The sequence below is a fragment of the Vibrio sp. TRT 17S01 genome (assembly GCF_050113695.1).
Taxonomy (GTDB): domain Bacteria; phylum Pseudomonadota; class Gammaproteobacteria; order Enterobacterales; family Vibrionaceae; genus Vibrio.
Genome location: NZ_JBNJOG010000012.1, coordinates 96,741 through 113,430, shown reverse-complemented (window position 1 = coordinate 113,430; position 16,690 = coordinate 96,741). Strand labels below are relative to the sequence as shown.

The 16,690-nt window shown below is 42.5% G+C and carries 14 protein-coding genes; 9 read left to right on the top strand and 5 right to left on the bottom strand.

The annotated features are described in order from the left end of the window. Positions 1–123 precede the first annotated feature (123 nt). Positions 124–831, bottom strand: a complete 708-nt coding sequence (ubiG, locus tag ACQEXS_RS17255) for a bifunctional 2-polyprenyl-6-hydroxyphenol methylase/3-demethylubiquinol 3-O-methyltransferase UbiG (RefSeq protein ID WP_367986586.1) — start codon at positions 829–831, stop codon at positions 124–126. Between the two features lie 287 nt (positions 832–1,118). Here ubiG and gyrA point away from each other — a divergent pair, with 287 nt between their 5' ends. The 6 genes from gyrA (at position 1,119) to ACQEXS_RS17225 (ending at position 9,515) form a co-directional block, all read left to right on the top strand. Then, the gene (gene gyrA / locus ACQEXS_RS17250) at positions 1,119–3,749 is read left to right on the top strand and encodes a DNA topoisomerase (ATP-hydrolyzing) subunit A (protein ID WP_427014661.1); all 2,631 of its coding nucleotides are present in this window, start codon (positions 1,119–1,121) and stop codon (positions 3,747–3,749) included. Positions 3,750–3,883: 134 nt separating this feature from the next. Further along, positions 3,884–4,513, top strand: a complete 630-nt coding sequence (locus ACQEXS_RS17245; RefSeq protein WP_367986584.1) for a LysE family translocator — start codon at positions 3,884–3,886, stop codon at positions 4,511–4,513. 68 nt (positions 4,514–4,581) lie between these two features. Next, positions 4,582–4,842: a hypothetical protein gene (locus tag ACQEXS_RS17240; protein ID WP_367986583.1), complete on the top strand. Its 261-nt coding sequence runs from the start codon at positions 4,582–4,584 to the stop codon at positions 4,840–4,842. A 207-nt stretch (positions 4,843–5,049) separates the two neighbouring features. Continuing rightward, positions 5,050–6,933, top strand: a complete 1,884-nt coding sequence (locus tag ACQEXS_RS17235; RefSeq protein ID WP_427014660.1) for a methyl-accepting chemotaxis protein — start codon at positions 5,050–5,052, stop codon at positions 6,931–6,933. 160 nt (positions 6,934–7,093) lie between these two features. After that, entirely contained in the window at positions 7,094–8,635 is a 1,542-nt protein-coding gene (locus tag ACQEXS_RS17230) for a YjjI family glycine radical enzyme (RefSeq protein WP_427014659.1), read from the top strand. Then, positions 8,601–9,515: a YjjW family glycine radical enzyme activase gene (locus tag ACQEXS_RS17225; protein WP_427014658.1), complete on the top strand. Its 915-nt coding sequence runs from the start codon at positions 8,601–8,603 to the stop codon at positions 9,513–9,515. The genes ACQEXS_RS17230 and ACQEXS_RS17225 overlap by 35 nt, the downstream gene beginning before the upstream one ends. Here ACQEXS_RS17225 and ACQEXS_RS17220 read toward each other — a convergent pair. From ACQEXS_RS17220 to ACQEXS_RS17210, 3 genes are all read right to left on the bottom strand, one after another. After that, entirely contained in the window at positions 9,512–10,429 is a 918-nt protein-coding gene (locus ACQEXS_RS17220; protein WP_427014657.1) for a LysR substrate-binding domain-containing protein, read from the bottom strand. The genes ACQEXS_RS17225 and ACQEXS_RS17220 overlap by 4 nt on opposite strands. 153 nt (positions 10,430–10,582) lie before the next feature. Beyond that, a complete protein-coding gene (locus tag ACQEXS_RS17215; protein WP_427014656.1) occupies positions 10,583–11,686 on the bottom strand; it encodes a phosphoribosylaminoimidazolesuccinocarboxamide synthase in 1,104 nt (367 codons plus the stop codon). Positions 11,687–11,965: 279 nt separating this feature from the next. After that, positions 11,966–12,355: a hypothetical protein gene (locus tag ACQEXS_RS17210; protein ID WP_367986577.1), complete on the bottom strand. Its 390-nt coding sequence runs from the start codon at positions 12,353–12,355 to the stop codon at positions 11,966–11,968. A gap of 581 nt (positions 12,356–12,936) precedes the next feature. Between ACQEXS_RS17210 and ACQEXS_RS17205 the strand changes: the two genes are divergently transcribed. The 3 genes from ACQEXS_RS17205 to ACQEXS_RS17195 all read left to right on the top strand — a co-directional run bounded on the left by ACQEXS_RS17205 (position 12,937) and on the right by ACQEXS_RS17195 (position 15,780). Next, entirely contained in the window at positions 12,937–14,121 is a 1,185-nt protein-coding gene (locus ACQEXS_RS17205; protein WP_427014655.1) for a hypothetical protein, read from the top strand. Positions 14,122–14,862: 741 nt separating this feature from the next. Beyond that, positions 14,863–15,234, top strand: coding sequence for a VOC family protein (locus ACQEXS_RS17200; protein ID WP_367986575.1), 372 nt, complete (start codon positions 14,863–14,865; stop codon positions 15,232–15,234). Between the two features lie 57 nt (positions 15,235–15,291). Next, positions 15,292–15,780, top strand: a complete 489-nt coding sequence (locus ACQEXS_RS17195; protein ID WP_427014654.1) for a hypothetical protein — start codon at positions 15,292–15,294, stop codon at positions 15,778–15,780. Between the two features lie 56 nt (positions 15,781–15,836). Here ACQEXS_RS17195 and ACQEXS_RS17190 read toward each other — a convergent pair whose 3' ends face one another. Beyond that, positions 15,837–16,688 carry a MurR/RpiR family transcriptional regulator gene (locus tag ACQEXS_RS17190; RefSeq protein ID WP_427009420.1) on the bottom strand — a complete coding sequence of 284 codons (852 nt, stop codon included), beginning with the start codon at positions 16,686–16,688 and terminating at the stop codon, positions 15,837–15,839. Positions 16,689–16,690: the final 2 nt, after the last annotated feature.

Below are 16,690 nucleotides of genomic sequence, written 5' to 3'. Positions count from 1 at the left end.
GAAAATTGGTAGTGATGATCGAGCTGATTATTTTGGAATCAAAGCCTCGAAATTGTGATTCAAATAACTAAAAAAGGCGGCCACTTTGTGCTACCGCCTTCGATTGAATTGCATATATTGAGATCAGAATTTTTGTGTATGGACAATGTAATTTACATCGACATTCCGACCAAGTTTATACGTGTCATTCAATGGGTTGTAGTGCAACCCTGTGATACCTTGCTCAATAAGATCAGTTTGATCGATCATTTTGATCAATTCTGAAGGGCGAATAAATTTTTCATGGTCATGTGTACCTTCAGGAACAATCTTCAATAGCTTTTCTGCGCCAACAATTGCGAACAGATATGATTTAAAATTTCGGTTTAGCGTAGAGAAGAAAACATGGCCTTCAGGTTTCACTAGCTGAGCACATGAACGAATGACAGAGAGTGGGTCAGGAACATGCTCCAACATTTCCATACAGGTAACCACATCGTATTTACCCGCGTTTTCTTTAGCGTGCTCTTCAATGGTGCTTTGTATGTATTCGAGCTTAGTGCCGGTTTCTAAAGCATGGAGACGAGCAACTTCTAATGGCTCTTTACCCATGTCTAATCCGGTTACTGTGGCGCCTTCCTTTGCCATGCTTTCTGCCAAGATGCCACCACCACAACCTACGTCTAGTACTGTCTTACCAAATAAGCCATCTGCTTTTTGTAAAACGTAACCCAGCCGCAATGGGTTAATTTGGTGAAGGGGCTTGAACTCGCCTTCTAAATCCCACCAACGTGAGGCCATATCTTCAAATTTTTTAATTTCGTTTGGGTCTACGTTTTGTGTATTTGTCATAACGTCTTCTGATAGTTAGTGCTTCCCTGAATCGGAGATCGCATTATAGCGTCTGGGTTGGCTCATACCATAGGTTGTTAGATTTTTATTATGCATTGGTGCAAATATAACCAATAATCAGCAAGATAAGATCAAAGTGTGCATTTTCTCGTCATTTGATTCACAACCAAGCTCACAACCTGATAAAAGGAGAGGGAAAGTAATGCCGAACTGGCGAATTGTGTGTTATATTTTTGCACCTTAAACGTATTGTACATACGATCTACAAATAGAGGGATAATGGCTCTATGAGCGATCTAGCTAAAGAGATCACGCCCGTAAACATTGAAGATGAGCTACGAGGTTCATACCTAGACTATGCGATGTCCGTCATCGTTGGTCGTGCTCTTCCAGATGTGCGTGATGGCCTAAAACCAGTACATCGACGCGTTCTTTTCGCGATGAACGTACTAGGCAACGATTGGAACAAACCATATAAAAAATCTGCTCGTGTTGTCGGCGACGTAATCGGTAAATATCACCCACATGGTGATAGTGCTGTATACGACACAATTGTACGTATGGCTCAGCCGTTCTCATTACGTTACATGCTAGTCGATGGTCAAGGTAACTTTGGCTCGATCGATGGCGATTCCGCAGCGGCAATGCGTTATACCGAAGTTCGCATGGCAAAAATTGCCCATGAACTTTTGGCAGATCTAGATAAAGAAACCGTGGATTACGTACCTAACTATGACGGTACGGAACAAATCCCAGCAGTTCTTCCTACAAAAATTCCTAACCTATTGGTTAACGGTGCTTCTGGTATCGCAGTAGGTATGGCAACCAACATTCCACCTCATAACCTAACTGAGGTGATTGATGGTTGTCTTGCATACATCAATAATGAAGAGATCACTATTGATGAACTGATGGACTACATTCCTGGTCCTGACTTCCCAACGGCAGCGCTAATCAGCGGTCGTAAAGGCATCGTAGACGCGTACAAAACTGGTCGCGGCAAAATCTACATGCGCTCCAAAGCGGAAGTAGAAGCAGACAAGAATGGTAAAGAAACCATTATTGTTACTGAGATTCCTTACCAAGTTAACAAAGCACGTCTGATCGAAAAGATTGCTGAACTGGTTAAAGATAAGAAAGTAGAAGGCATCAGTGCACTACGCGATGAGTCTGATAAAGACGGGATGCGTATTGTTATTGAATGTAAGCGTGATGCAGTAGGCGAAGTGGTTCTAAACAACCTATACGCACAAACTCAGCTGCAAACGACTTTCGGCATCAACATGGTTGCACTGAACAATGGTCAGCCTCAGCTATTCAACCTAAAAGATATGTTGAAGTGCTTCGTTGATCACCGCCGTGAAGTTGTTACACGTCGTACTATCTACGAACTGCGTAAAGCACGTGACCGTGCACACATCCTTGAAGGTCTGGCACTAGCGCTCGCTAACATCGATGAAATCATTGAACTGATCCGTAACGCACCGACACCAGCAGAAGCAAAAGCTGGCTTGGTTGCTCGCGGTTGGGACCTGGGTAACGTTGCAGCAATGCTAGAACGTGCAGGTACTGACGCAGCTCGCCCAGACTGGCTGGAAGAGCAATACGGTATCCGTGACGGTCAGTACTTCCTGACTGAAACTCAAGCACAAGCAATTCTAGATCTACGTCTACATAAGCTTACTGGTCTTGAGCACGAGAAGATCCTTGATGAATACAAGGCACTTCTGGATGAAATCGCTGAACTAATGCACATCCTTGCAAGCACTGAGCGTCTAATGGAAGTGATCCGTGAAGAGCTAGAATCTGTTCGTGATGGATTCGGTGACGTTCGCCGCACTGAAATCACTGCAGCGAGCCATGACATCGACATGGAAGAGCTGATTGCACGTGAAGACGTAGTTGTGACTCTTTCTCACGAAGGTTACGTTAAGTACCAAATCCTAAGCGATTACGAAGCACAGCGTCGTGGTGGTAAAGGTAAGAGTGCAACTAAGATGAAAGAAGAGGATTACATCGAGCGCTTGCTTGTTGCGAATACTCACGACAACATCTTATGTTTCTCTACACGTGGTAAGACTTACCGCCTGAAAGTGTATCAATTACCATTAGCGAGCCGCACTGCTCGTGGTAAGCCAATCGTGAATATTCTTCCACTTGAAGAAGGTGAGCGTATTACTGCGATCCTACCTGTGGATGAATTCTCTGAAGATAAATTCATCTTTATGGCGACGGGCGATGGTACGGTTAAGAAAACGCCACTTAACCAGTTTGCGAATGTTCGTTCAAACGGTCTGATTGCAGTTAACCTACGTGATGATGATTCTCTCATCGGCGTTGATATTACTAACGGCGAAAGCGACATCATGCTGTTCTCGAAAGCGGGTAAAGTGGTTCGCTTTAGTGAAGATAAAGTTCGTGCGATGGGTCGTACAGCGGCAGGTGTTCGTGGTATGAAGCTGGCTGATGATGATCAGGTTGTATCGCTGATTGTTCCTTCTAACGAAGGCGACATCCTGACTGTGACTCAAAACGGTTACGGTAAGCGTACAGAACTAGCAGAGTACCCGACTAAAGGACGAGCGACACAAGGTGTAGTTTCGATCAAGGTTTCTGAGCGTAACGGCCCTGTGGTTGGTGCGGTTCAGGTTGAAGAAGGCGACGAGATGATGATGATCACCGACGCTGGTACCTTGGTTCGTACACGTGTTGCAGAAGTTAGCCAAGTCGGACGTAACACTCAGGGTGTAACTCTGATCCGTACTGCTGATGACGAAAACGTTGTTGGTCTGCAGCGTATCGATGAAGTTGAAGAAGTAGAATTACCAGAGGGTGAAGAAGGCGAAGAAGTTGCAGCAGCAACAACTGATGCTGAAGCTTCCTCTGAAGGTTCAGATGATGTGACATCTGAAGAATAATCTTCTTCGCTAGTCATAAAAACCGAGCGAAATGCTCGGTTTTTTTATACCTTAAGAAAAAAAATGTTTACATAATGTTGGAAATTTGTTCAATTAAAGATTCATAAAATCATAGTGTTAATGGAGGAACACTAATGAGTGTAGATACTTGGATTCTTTATTTTTTAGCTGTCTTAATCTTAACAGCGTCACCAGGCCCTAGCTCCTTATTGTGTATGACAAAAGGGGTGACGCAGGGGATGCGCAGTGGTACCTATACGGCGTTAGGGAGCTTAACGGCAATTACCATCATTCTTAGCCTTTCATTTACTGGCTTAGGGGTCGTGATTGCTTCTTCTGAATTGGTCTTCAATATCATCAAATATACGGGAGCTGCATACCTAATTTATTTGGGGGCAAAAGCGATTTTCTCTAAAGAGGAGCAATATGAACTGTCAAAGCAAGGAGAAGTTCAAGAGAAAAACGCTTTAGAGCACTATGTCAGCGGCTTTATTGTTGGTGCGAGTAACCCCAAAGCCATCTTGTTTTTTACAGCACTTTTCCCTCAGTTCATTTCACCGACGGAACCTATGTTCCAACAGTATCTGATTTTTGCTAGTACCTTCATGGTGATGGAGTTAAGTTGGTTGCTACTCTATGCTTCTCTTGGTGCGAAGTCATCGAGCTGGATCCTAGCAAAAGGCAGAGCTAAGTTATTTAATCGCTTATCTGGTAGTGTTTTTGTGAGTGCGGGCGCTTTACTGTCGACGACGTCTCGGACTTAAGATGAAAACTTATATAAATTGAGGTTATCGTTTTTGCTAATTGATTAAGTGGATTTAAGGAGGGCGTTATGGGTATGGACACACCTATGGCAATATCCAATTATCTTGCAGGTTTGCTAGCAATGCTTTTTATTTATCCATTTGTTCTTGTTGGTATTTCTATCGCCATTTATTCTGAGCAGCGACGTAAGGTTGTAATAAGTCGAGTGAATCTGATCTGTGGAATACTCACGCTGTTATTGTTTGTTTTCCACATGCAAACAGAAGTCTATTATGGCAAAGAACTGCTTGATGCTTATTATCTTAATAATTCTGACAAAAATTCCTGATTCAAAGCTCGGTCATTACCGGGCTTTTTCTATTTCTCAAGTTAGAACAGTTGCGTAGATTGTTTATATCCGACAAACGTCTGACGTCAATATTTTGCCTATAATACAATAGCTTACTTTTCAAGTGATTTTATAAAAAATGCGTGCAACATTTGTTTGTTGTCTATAATATGCGCGCTTTCATATAAATATTGTATCTATCGCAACATGAAACTAACGCTTAAACAGAAATTAATCGGTGCGAGCCTATTAGCCGTTGTGCTAATGGCTGGTGCTCTTACATGGTTGTCTGCTGATCAGTTGTTCAAACAAACTCGAAATGGGGTGTATTCTCGCGCAGAAAGCTTATCTACGGCAGCTTCTGAAGGGATCTCGGATTGGATTTCGATCAGAAAAGACATCGCTCGAGCCTTTAATGATTACAGTTTAGAAAGTGATGTCGTGCCATACCTGCAGCAAGCACGCAAGGCTGGTGGCTTCGATGATATTTTTCTAGGGACACCCGCTGGAGAAATGCATCGCTCTCACCCAGAGCGTAATCGTGCTGGTTATGATCCTCGTACTCGTCCGTGGTACAAAGATGCTGACAGCGCAGGAAAGCAAATCATTACGACTGCATACCAAGATGCTATTACCAATGCTCTTTTAGTGACAATTGCAGAGCCTGTAAGGAAGAACGGTCAGTTTGTTGGGGTTGTTGGTGCCGATGTTCTTATCGATCAGCTGATCAACGACGTTATCAACTTAGATGCTGGTGCAAATGCTTATGCAATGTTGATTGATGCCCAAGACGGCACGTTTTTAGCCCACCCTAGTAAAGATCTACTATTAAAGCCTGTAACAGATCTGGATAACCGATTGACACTAAGTTTGATCAGTAAATCAGCGAAATCAGGTCGAATTGAAACTACGGAACGTAGCGGGAAAGAAAAACTCTACTTCTTCAAAGAAGTGCCTGGAACGGAGTGGATATTCGCTATTGAGATGGATCGCGCAACTGAAGAGGCTGCGCATACAGAACTATTACAAGGCCTGTTTATTGCTGCAGTTGTGATCACTCTTCTAGTGATTGCCGTTGTGTCGTGGTTAGTGAGCTTCCTATTCCGTGATCTTGGCCATGTGTCAAAAGCTTTGGAAGAAATTGCTTCTGGAGAAGGAGATCTAACTCAACGTTTAGAGCCACGCAGTAACGATGAAGTCGGCCAACTGGCGACGAATTTCAACACTTTTGTCGGCAACATGCACACCATGGTATCCAAACTAAGTTTGGTGTCGGCATCACTATCTGAACAAGCGCAGCAAACGGCGCAACATGCAGAAGAGCGCAGCGCACGAATCCGTCATCAGCAAGATGAAATCAATATGGTTGCTACGGCGATCAACGAAATGGCGGCCGCGACTCAAGAGATAGCGGGCAATGCCGACCACACAGCTCAGAGCTCATCTGAAGCGGTATCGGCATGTGTCCACGGTGGTGAACAAGTAGTACAAACACAAAGCTCGATCCAAAACCTTGCTCAAGAGGTGCAGGTCGCGACTGAAGTGATCCAAGAATTGGAAGCTCATGGAAACAGCATTAGTACTATTTTGTCGACCATTCAAGATATTGCAGAGCAAACCAATCTTCTGGCGTTGAACGCTGCGATCGAAGCGGCACGTGCAGGAGAGCAAGGGCGCGGCTTTGCGGTTGTTGCTGATGAAGTTCGTGTTTTGAGCCAACGTACCCATGCTTCGACAAAAGAAATTCAGCAAATGATCGAAACATTGCAAGGTACAACAGGGAAAGCTGTCGGTATTATGGGCGATAGTCGCCAGTTGGCAGGTACCAGTGTCAATGATGCTGACTCAGCAGCTGTTAGCCTGACTCAAATTCAGACAGCAGTCGAGCGCATCAGTGATATGGCGACTCAAATTGCCTCTGCGGCAGAAGAGCAAGCTTCTGTTACTTCGGAGATCACGCGTAATACGGTTGGTATCCGCGATGTATCTAACGATCTTGCTGATGAAGCGCATGACGCAGCATCACAAGCTGCACAGCTTTCTGAATTGTCACATGAATTAGAGCAAGAAATTAATCGCTTTAAACTTTAATCAAAGCTATCCGACGATGCTTTGTTCAAGCCCAGTTATTGTACTGGGCTTTCTTTTAACTATAAATTTCCAATTTGGAAAAATGTTCTTGTCTATATTTCATTTGTAGAAACCTTTGGTCAGTACTTAAAATCCTTACAAATAATAAGGAATATGCGTTATGCCAACTCTACTTAATAGTTTCCAACAACGTATCCAAGAGATCGTTACCGATTCCCATCTCAATCCTAAACAGAAAAATCAATTTCTGGCATTAGAAGCGGAGGCAAACTTACCATATTTGGAGCTTTCCGAGCCTACAACCACCGCGATGGCACAGGGAATCTTGTGTGACATGTTCGAAGGCCACGCACCATTTAAGCCGCGCTACGTATTACCTGACTATGCCAAGTACCTTAAGCAAGGTTCCACATACCTTGAAGTTGGCCCGGCGGAAGATTTTGATGATGCGCTGAATTTATTGACGATTCTTTACCATCACGTGCCTTCAGTCACCAATATTCCGGTCTACCTTGGTCAACTTGATGATGTGCTCCTTCCATACGTAGGAGAGCTAACCGAACAGCAAGTTTACGTGAAGCTCAAGCGTTTCTGGATCATGCTGGATCGAACCTTGCCCGATGCCTTTATGCACGTAAACATCGGTCCGTCAGACAATGTTATCTGTCGTACGATTCTAAAGGTGGATGCTGAGCTGAAGCAAATTGCACCAAATTTAACTTTTATGTACGACCCAGCGATCACGCCAGATGATTTGCTGCGGCATGCTTGTTCAAATATCTGTGAATGCAGCAAACCACATATTGCGAATTACCCAGTTCATGCGGCAAGTTACGGCGATAAACGCTTTGGTATTGTAAGTTGCTACAATTCGCTTCCTTTAGCTGGCGGAGCCAATACGCTAGTGCGAATGAACCTGAAAGAAGTTGCCAAGCTAGCGACTGGCGTAGAAGATTTCTTAACCCATCTTCTTCCGAAATACAGTGCTTTGATGGCCGAGTTAATTGATGTGCGTAGTTGCCATTTGCATGAAGAATCAAACTTCTTTAAAGGTTTTTTGACTCAAGAAGGATTGATTGAAGAGCAGCGCTTTGCACCCATGTTTGGTATTTATGGCATGGCAGAAGCGGTGAATATTCTGATGCATAAACAGGGTGACTTAGCAAAGTATGGTCTTGATGAAAAAGCGAATCAGCTGGGTCACAGGATCTCTCAAACTTTGCATCAGATTGTTGAAAGCACACCCGTTAAATATGGCCTTGAAGGCAAAGCATTGTTGCATGCTCAAGGTGGAATTAGTCTAGATAAAGATGTTACACCGGGTGTTCGTATTCCTTATGGAACAGAACCTGACCCTGTAACTTATATTCAGGCAACGGCGCAACATCACCAATATTACACCTCAGGTATCAGTGATATTTTGACCATTGATGAAACGGTAAAATCCAACCCTGAAGCGATGTTCAACTTATGCAAAGGCGCGCTCACATTTGGGTATCGAGAATTCACTGCGAATGTGGCTTCGAATGATTTAGTTCGTGTAACGGGCTATATGGTTAAGCTATCAGATATTGAAAAGTTTGCTGAAGAAGGGTCGCGAAACAATACTACCTTCTTGGGGGCAGAAGCGGCAAACAACACTGGCATACTCGACAGGATGCCACGAGTTGTCAGTATGGAATCGAAACCAATCTATAAGTAAGGCGAGAGTCGTGGAAAAAAGCGCATTCGTGAGTCGAATCCTCAATTTTTCATGTGTTGATGGGCCAGGCAATCGCCTGGTCATCTTTCTTCAAGGGTGCAATTTCAATTGTAAAAACTGCCATAACCCACATACCATCAACCATTGTAATCATTGTGGTGACTGCGTCTCTGGATGCCCGAGCCAAGCGTTAACGGTGAACAGCAATGATGGAAAAGTGATGTGGGATGAAACGAAATGCATTCATTGCGATCACTGCATTGTGGTTTGTGCTCATCATGCTAGCCCCAAGGTTAAGCTTTATTCCGTGGGAGAGATGCTGCAAGTTATCAGGAAACAGCATTACTTCATCGCTGGCATTACTGTTTCTGGCGGAGAAGCAACGATGCAGCTCCCTTTTATTATTCAACTGTTTCAAGCCATTAAAGTGGACGAACAGCTTCAGCATCTTACCTGTTTTATTGACAGTAATGGCTATCTCTCGGAGCAAGGCTGGCAAAAAGTGATGCCTTACTTGGATGGCGCGATGATAGACCTTAAATCGTGGCAAAACGAAACACATCAGTGGTTGGTGGGGAGGGACAACCATAAAGTCATCAACTCCATTCGTTTATTAGCAGATCATCGCAAGTTACATGAACTGCGTTTACTGCATATTCCAAGCAAAAGTGATTTGGATATGGAGGTAGTGCAAGTGGCCCGCCTTATTAACCAATTGCCTCAAAATATAAACGTGAGATTGAATGCATTTCAGCATCATGGAGTGGTGGGGGAAGCATTAAATTGGCCCAAGTGCAGTGAATTGCAAATGGATACGTTTTACCAATCACTACGTGAGTTGATTTCACACCCGATTCTCTTACCCAGCGTATATATTTAACTAACAACCAATAATTGTTGATGAAGCCAACGCAGTGCAGGATGATTTAAACTGGCTTCATTCCAGACTAAGCTGTATCCCACTTGTCCATAGTCAAAGGGTAGTGTTTTTTGTACCAGCCCTTGTGCTTGAAATGCTTTGTCTGCCCAAGCTTTTGAACATGTCAATATTCGATCGGACTGATGGCATAACACAGCACCAGAGCCAAAGTCTGAGACTGAAATCGTCACATGGCGCGAGCGGTACTGTTGGGTCAGGTTTTGTTCGAAGTAAGGTTCATAGAGATCATTATCTTGAATGCCAATGTGCTGGCAAGCCAGATAGTCATCGATTGAAATGACCTCTTTCTGGGCCAACGGATGATTCGGTGACATCAAACAGATCATTTTATCGGTAAGTATTTGTTGCCACATTAGTTCTCGGCTACGTGTTGGGGGCTGGCTAATATCATGCGGTAGTAGCATAAAATCAACTTGCCCTCGGCTCAGTGCATCAAAGTTCATCTGTTCTTTGGCATAAAGCTGAATCTGTTTTGCTGTACTTAATTGCTGGCATATGTGGTCAATTTTATTCGCAAATAACTCAAAGGTACTTTCTCGCATCGATAGTGAGATAGTGCCAGTGTAGGTGTGTGGATCGAACTCACCTTGATGAAGGATCCCGTTCATGCTCGATAGAATACCGTGAATTTGAGGTGCAATGTTTAGAGCAAAAGAGGTGGGTAACAGTAGGGCACCTTCGCGGTAAAAAAGCTCATCATCGAGCTGAACTCTCAACTGAGACAAGGTTTTACTGACACTTGATGGCGTCACACATAGCCTAGCCGCAGTACGGGTAACACTGTTTGTAGAGAGCATAACGTGAAGCACCGTTAGGTGTTTTAAGCTAATACGCGATAGGGCGACAAAATCCATGGTTGGCTACAGTCTGCGAATAAGTGCGCTTATTATATCTTTGTTTGCTCACAAGAGTGATAGCCAAAGAAACAATAGCGTGAGATAAAACTAGATAGTTGCTGCCGTCTTCAACAAAAAACGCCCTAAGTTAGGGCGTTTTAAATATATGAATTAGTCAATTAAACCGTATTGTGAGCCAAGAATGTCGATAATTTCTTGTTTTGGATTATCGCTAAGTTGAATCGGTTGTCCGGTAATTTTTTCTGCGATACCTGTATAGGTTGTCGAGATATCCATTAGAGCTTGAAGCGGTAACTCATTGTCACGAGCAAGTGCTTCGCGCTCAGGCATTCGTTCTTTATTTAACAGAATATCTGGGTCAGGGAAGTGGTTAAGGAGAAACTGGCGGAAGCCTTCCTTGGAATTTTCCACGATCTTACCTGCTTGGTATTCTTCGTTATCCCAAATACGAGAGGAGTCTGGTGTGCCGACTTCATCCATATAAATCAATTTTTCGTTACCCGCTGCATCATGAACATAGCCAAATTCAAACTTGGTATCGACAAAGATTTGATCGACTTTCTCAAGTGCTTCGCTAATGACACCAAAGCCATCGCTCAGTAGCTTCTCGTACAGTGCGATATCTTCTTGTTTAGAGAAATTAAACGCCGCGTAGTTATCTTCAATATTTTTACGAGTGATGTTGACGTCGTCCGCTTCTGGTACGCCAGGAATACCTTTTAGAATGCCTTTGGTAGATGGTGTCATCAATAGGTTGGGTAAGGCTTTATCTCTTTCCAAACCTTCAGGCAATTGAATGCCACAAAACTCACGTTCGCCTTTTTCATAAGCGCGCCACATAGAGCCAGTAATGTACTTACGACAAATAGCTTCGATCATGATTGGTTTTGCTTTTTGAACAATCCAAACCAGTGGGTGAGGGATGTCGAGAATATGGCTGTCCGCTAGGCCATTTTCTTTAAACAGTTTAAACCAGTGATTAGAGATCGCATTAAGCGCAGCACCTTTACCAGGTACGCCTTTTAACTCACCTTCAGCATGCCAAATACAGTCAAATGCAGAAATGCGATCGCTGATCACCATAATTGCGAGTGGTGCATCTGGTGAAACGTCGTAACCCTTTTCTTCAATAAGGCGACGGCTATCTTCTTCAGTTAGCCAATAAACAGAGCGTACTTTTCCACTATGTACAGGTTTGTGAGTGCGAATGGGTAGATCGTCGTTAACGGCGAGAACTTGATTCGAGAGGCTCATGAGGCAATCCTATCAGTCAAACGGCAAATAAACGTGTTTCTTCTCTCAGAAGCACGGATTTGACAGGCATCATACCAGATCTAATCTTAGCTTCCAGATAAAAAGCAAACGATTGCTTAAATTGATTGATGATGTTTCCTATGTTGTACATTTGGTTGATCTAAACGTGTCGTAACTTTATGAGCTATAGGTAACAACATAGAGAGCGAGAAGGGAATGACAAGCAAAAAAAACCTCCCATTTGGGAGGCATAAGACAGTAGTTTTTTGTTGAGCTTAATTAATGGTACTGGGTTTCTCTGCCCTCAACGAAAAAGACTTCACACTCGTACTGCTCACCTAACTGGCGAAGTAACTCCTGATTGACATAATCGATATTATTAGAGGCAACCACTGCACTCGCATTTCCTGACTTAATGGCTTTAATGGCAATTTCCATTTCGCTATGCGAGAGGGATGGTTTCATCTGAATGATGTTTTGACAGCGAACGTTTGAGGCAGAAAGCTGCGCGTAGTCAGGGCGTAAACACTCTGAGGTAAACAAAATCCATTGATGTTGCATCGATAGGTGAGCCCAACGAGACAACGTAGTATCAGCGACATTCATTGGTTGAGTCGGCTGAGCCAGAATATTGTGTTTAGAAAATGTTTGAGTACGTGCTTGCGTCATTTTACTGTCTCTCTATACATGCTGTATGCTTATACAGTAGTTTTTAATTGGTAATTGATCAAGCTTTTTTTTGATGTTTTTTTGGACGATATTGTTCGGTGTTTACAGCTAAAAATATTTAACTAGTTGAAAATTAAGAAAATGAATAACGTTGGGGCAAATGACAATAATTGTACTAAACGTCATGATTGTGAACTTGATCCATTTGTTATTTTGATTGATAGATGGCTTTTTAGTCATGTTTGTTTGCAAGAGCTCAGGGCTGAATTCAAGTTAGGCTGGTTTAAAGTGCTGGTCTAGTGGGGGTGCACGGTTGAATTTTGGTCGAACTGTTTTGGCAAGAGGGTGGCGAGTGACAGCTTTCCTCGTCAGAATTGGAGCGTAATATCTTTTTGTATTTAATGATAATGTTACTAACAATGTTTCAAAACAATTCGACATGCATCTAGTAATTCTGATCCGATCATTATTTTCTCATGCTTACCGTTGAGCGTGCACTAACTACATTCTAAGTTTACAGTTACAACAAAGAGTTAACACAAAAGTAAAGTTAGCAACTTCATTTGAATAAGGATGTGAGGATGGAAATTGGTGGTTACGATGAGTATCGCTACGAGCAGCTTAAAGCGTTAGGGGTGCAAAACCTCGATAAACGCCTTAAGTACTTGAAAATCAATGAAGCAGCTGAAAAAGAGTGTATGGATTCGCTTCATCAAATGGCCTTGAAACTAACACAAGCTTCATACAGTCGCTTTCGGCAAACCAATAACCCAACGATATGGCTTGATATGCTCCGCGAATTCGTTAGCCAATATAAACACAGACAAGAACCACGGAAGATGTGGGGAGTACCTGAAAAGGTACGTCGTTTAGTGTCTTCTCAAGAAGAACAACGGTTATTAGAACAAATTGAAATGGTTACGGCACTAGCGTTTTATACTTATAACTCCAGCCGGATCAATAATGCCATGACAGCATACACAACATCAGGCACGGCGCTTTCAACTAACGATGTGAATGTCTGGAATGCATATAAAAAGTGGAGCCAAAACTCCACAACAATCGCAGATGCTCCTGTTTATCGCCAAATGACGATACCAAGCCCACAAAACTCAGCGTGGTGGAGATACGCAAACGATATGGTGAATGGTGCAAATCCCCGAGGCCCAGTCGGTGTCATTAAGAGCAGCCGCTACATCTCATGCAGTTTTCATAAAGGTTTTATCGAAGGGGCGTGCTTCCCTGAATACAAAAATACCGAAGGCATTTTGAATTTTGTTATCCGTAAAGCAAGAGGAATTAATATCAGTGCTTTTAGTGGATACAACAGTACCAACCAAGCCAAACAACTAGATACTTACGCGAAGATTTCTTTGGGTGTGTTGGAAGATCAAACCGTAAATGGTGTTGTGGATTACGAAAAGAAATACGTCACTGACGTGATCGTAAAAAGTAAGGATTTATGGCTTGAGAAACGACGTATTAAAAAAATGAAAGCAGGTTATGAGAACCTTGCCAAGCTGATGGCGTTGCGGGGACATGAGAGTGTTGTTGCTGTTCAAGCTGAGTTCTTATTGCCGCCTAGTGCGCAGTTGCTAGTTAACAGAATAATTAAGAAACCATCATACCCCGGAGCGGCCAATGTTCCGGTATTAGAAGTACATGCGACGTATGTTGATAGTCAAGTTAGAGAAAGTGGGACACCTCAGGGCTTAGTACCTACTGATCAATCAATGTTCCGAGGGCCTGTATCGCTATACCCATAATAAAAGGAGCTCATTGAGCTCCTTTTTACTCTCTGCTTAGGTTACCAACCATTTTCTTACCCACTAAAAAAGGCAATGCATTGGTATTGCCTTATGTGTTTAGGGGCAGCATCTATTTAATGCGTTAGGTACTCCTCACCCTGACAGTCCTTGATGAAATGCCTTAATACGTCGTAATCATGTTTTTGCAGCTTAATGCTCTCAGTGTGACTGAGTTGAATAGAACGCTGTTTATCGTCACATTTGACGTGACATAACGGTGCTCGGCAGTTGATATTCTGGTTACAAAAACATAAAAATTGACTTCTTAATACGACGACAATTTTTGATTCTTCAAGAAAGGTGTGGTTATTTTTTAGCATAATAAAACATCCAGTTCAGCAAGGGGATTTCCATTCGTATTTTTTGTTTACTTACAGTCTAGATGGCATTTTTGTGATCGAGACATAGGTTTTATGGTTTGTGACAGGTCTCTTGAATAACTTGTTTTTTGATAATAAAAATGTAAGTAAAAAGTTGAGTAGGTTAGTTCACAACAACAAATACTTGAATAATGGTGGCTGAACGTTACGACACTTTTTATTTTCAGATTATTTTGGTTTTAAAACGAGTCCCAAACCGAAAAATAGGTGTTTTATCAAGGTTAATATCACAGATAAATCAATAGCTTCGAAATGATGGTTGCTGATTAAGTAATATGTTGCTTGCTATATTTGTTCCGCAAGAAAGGTAAAAGGCAATATGATCATTAATCATGTCTCTGTTGGCGTAAGAGACTTAAATACGGCAATGTCTTTTTATGATGCATTATTCGCGTCGTTAAACATAAAGCGCTCTCACACCATAGACAATGTTGCAGCATGTTATGGCGAGCAATTTGAATTTTGGATCGGTTGTCCGTGTAGCGATAAAGCAACGTCAGGGAACGGTTCTCATATTGCTTTCAACGCACCAAGTAAGGCTTCAGTTGACGAATTCTATCGTATCGCTATGCAGCATGGAGCGACGTGTAATGGTAAACCAGGTTTAAGAGCGGAATATGCTGAAGGTTATTACGCCGCTTATATCATTGATTTAGATGGGAACAAATTAGAAGCGGTGACTCAGCTGTAATGCTTGGCATTCAAGCAGCCTTGTAGCCATTGTTTTAAAGATATTTTGGGAGATGTGATGATACGATATTGTTTAGTCTTTATCTTCTCGACTCTGATTTTTGGGTGTGCCTCGACACAAAGTGAATCTGTGGTTGAAAAAGTCGTCGTTAGTTACGACAAAGACACACTACTTGGTACATGGAATTGCCAGTCGCCTGATGAGCAGTTCGATAAAATGTTTCAACTTGATGCGACGACGACCTTCTTAGCCAATGGAAAATTATCGGGTCACGCTTTAATGTCTGGTCGAATACCTGACTTTGATGGTGATATAAATATTGAAATTGATATCGCAGGACGTTGGGAGTTAGAAAAGAATAAGTTAAAGCAAGTCATTGATAAATTTGAGGCCACACCATTAAATAACGACTCAAAGTTCTTTGCCTACAACTTACGTAAAGACATAAGAACTGGTAGCTGGACTGAGTACACTATCGCTGAGTTAACCGATTCTTTGTTATTAAAAAAACAACCAAATCAAGAGCAGCAGACGTGTACGAAATGATGTAGCTAACAAGATTTCAGTAATAAAAAAGCCGAACCCAGTGTTCGGCTTTTTTATTATTTTGATGTGAGATTTGAAAAGGTGTTACGGATTCGTTTTAAGGAAGAGGTTGCACTGTCACCCATCAAGGCGGTGACTCTAAAGAACAAAATATCAAACAGCATCATTTGAGATAATTGAGGAGTGATCATGCCTAATTCGTGGTGACGCTCTCGGTAAGCAAATGGCAACACCAGATCCGCCATTTTGGTTGTTGGTGTTTTGCCATAACGAGTGATCGCAGACACCGTGCAACCTGATTGTTGAGCAATTTCGAGTGACTGAAGGACTTCTTTAGTTTGCCCTCGGGTAGTAAAAGCCAGAGCAAGATCGTTTTCCGTCAACATACTCGCGTAGGCACGTTGAACATGCGTGTCTGAATTAAAGAGTACGTTTTTATTAATTCGAATGAGCTTTTGGCAAGCATCAGATGCTACGACACCGGATGAGCCTACGCCAAATAACGCAATTTTTTCAGCGTTGACGATAGCATTTGCAAGCTGGTCTAACACTTCAGGTTCAACAACTTTAATGGAATTTTCAACATTCTTGCTAAATAGATATCCTGCTTTTTGGATCACCTCAGAAGGGGAGTCATCTAAGCGGACGTCGCTGTATAGAATTTCTCCTACATCGTGTTTTTGAATCGCTAAATATTCCAGCTTGAATTCGGAGTATCCTTTGTATCCAAGATGTTGTGCGAAGCGGATGACAGACGCATTACTCACACCACACTGTTTCCCTAGAGCGATGGCGCTAAGTGTAGAGATGTTGTTTTTTTTATCGTTCAGAAGAAATCCAGAAATTTTCTTTTCTGCTTCACTACCATGTACCGATAGTGTTTCCAACCTAGGAATAAGATCTGACATAT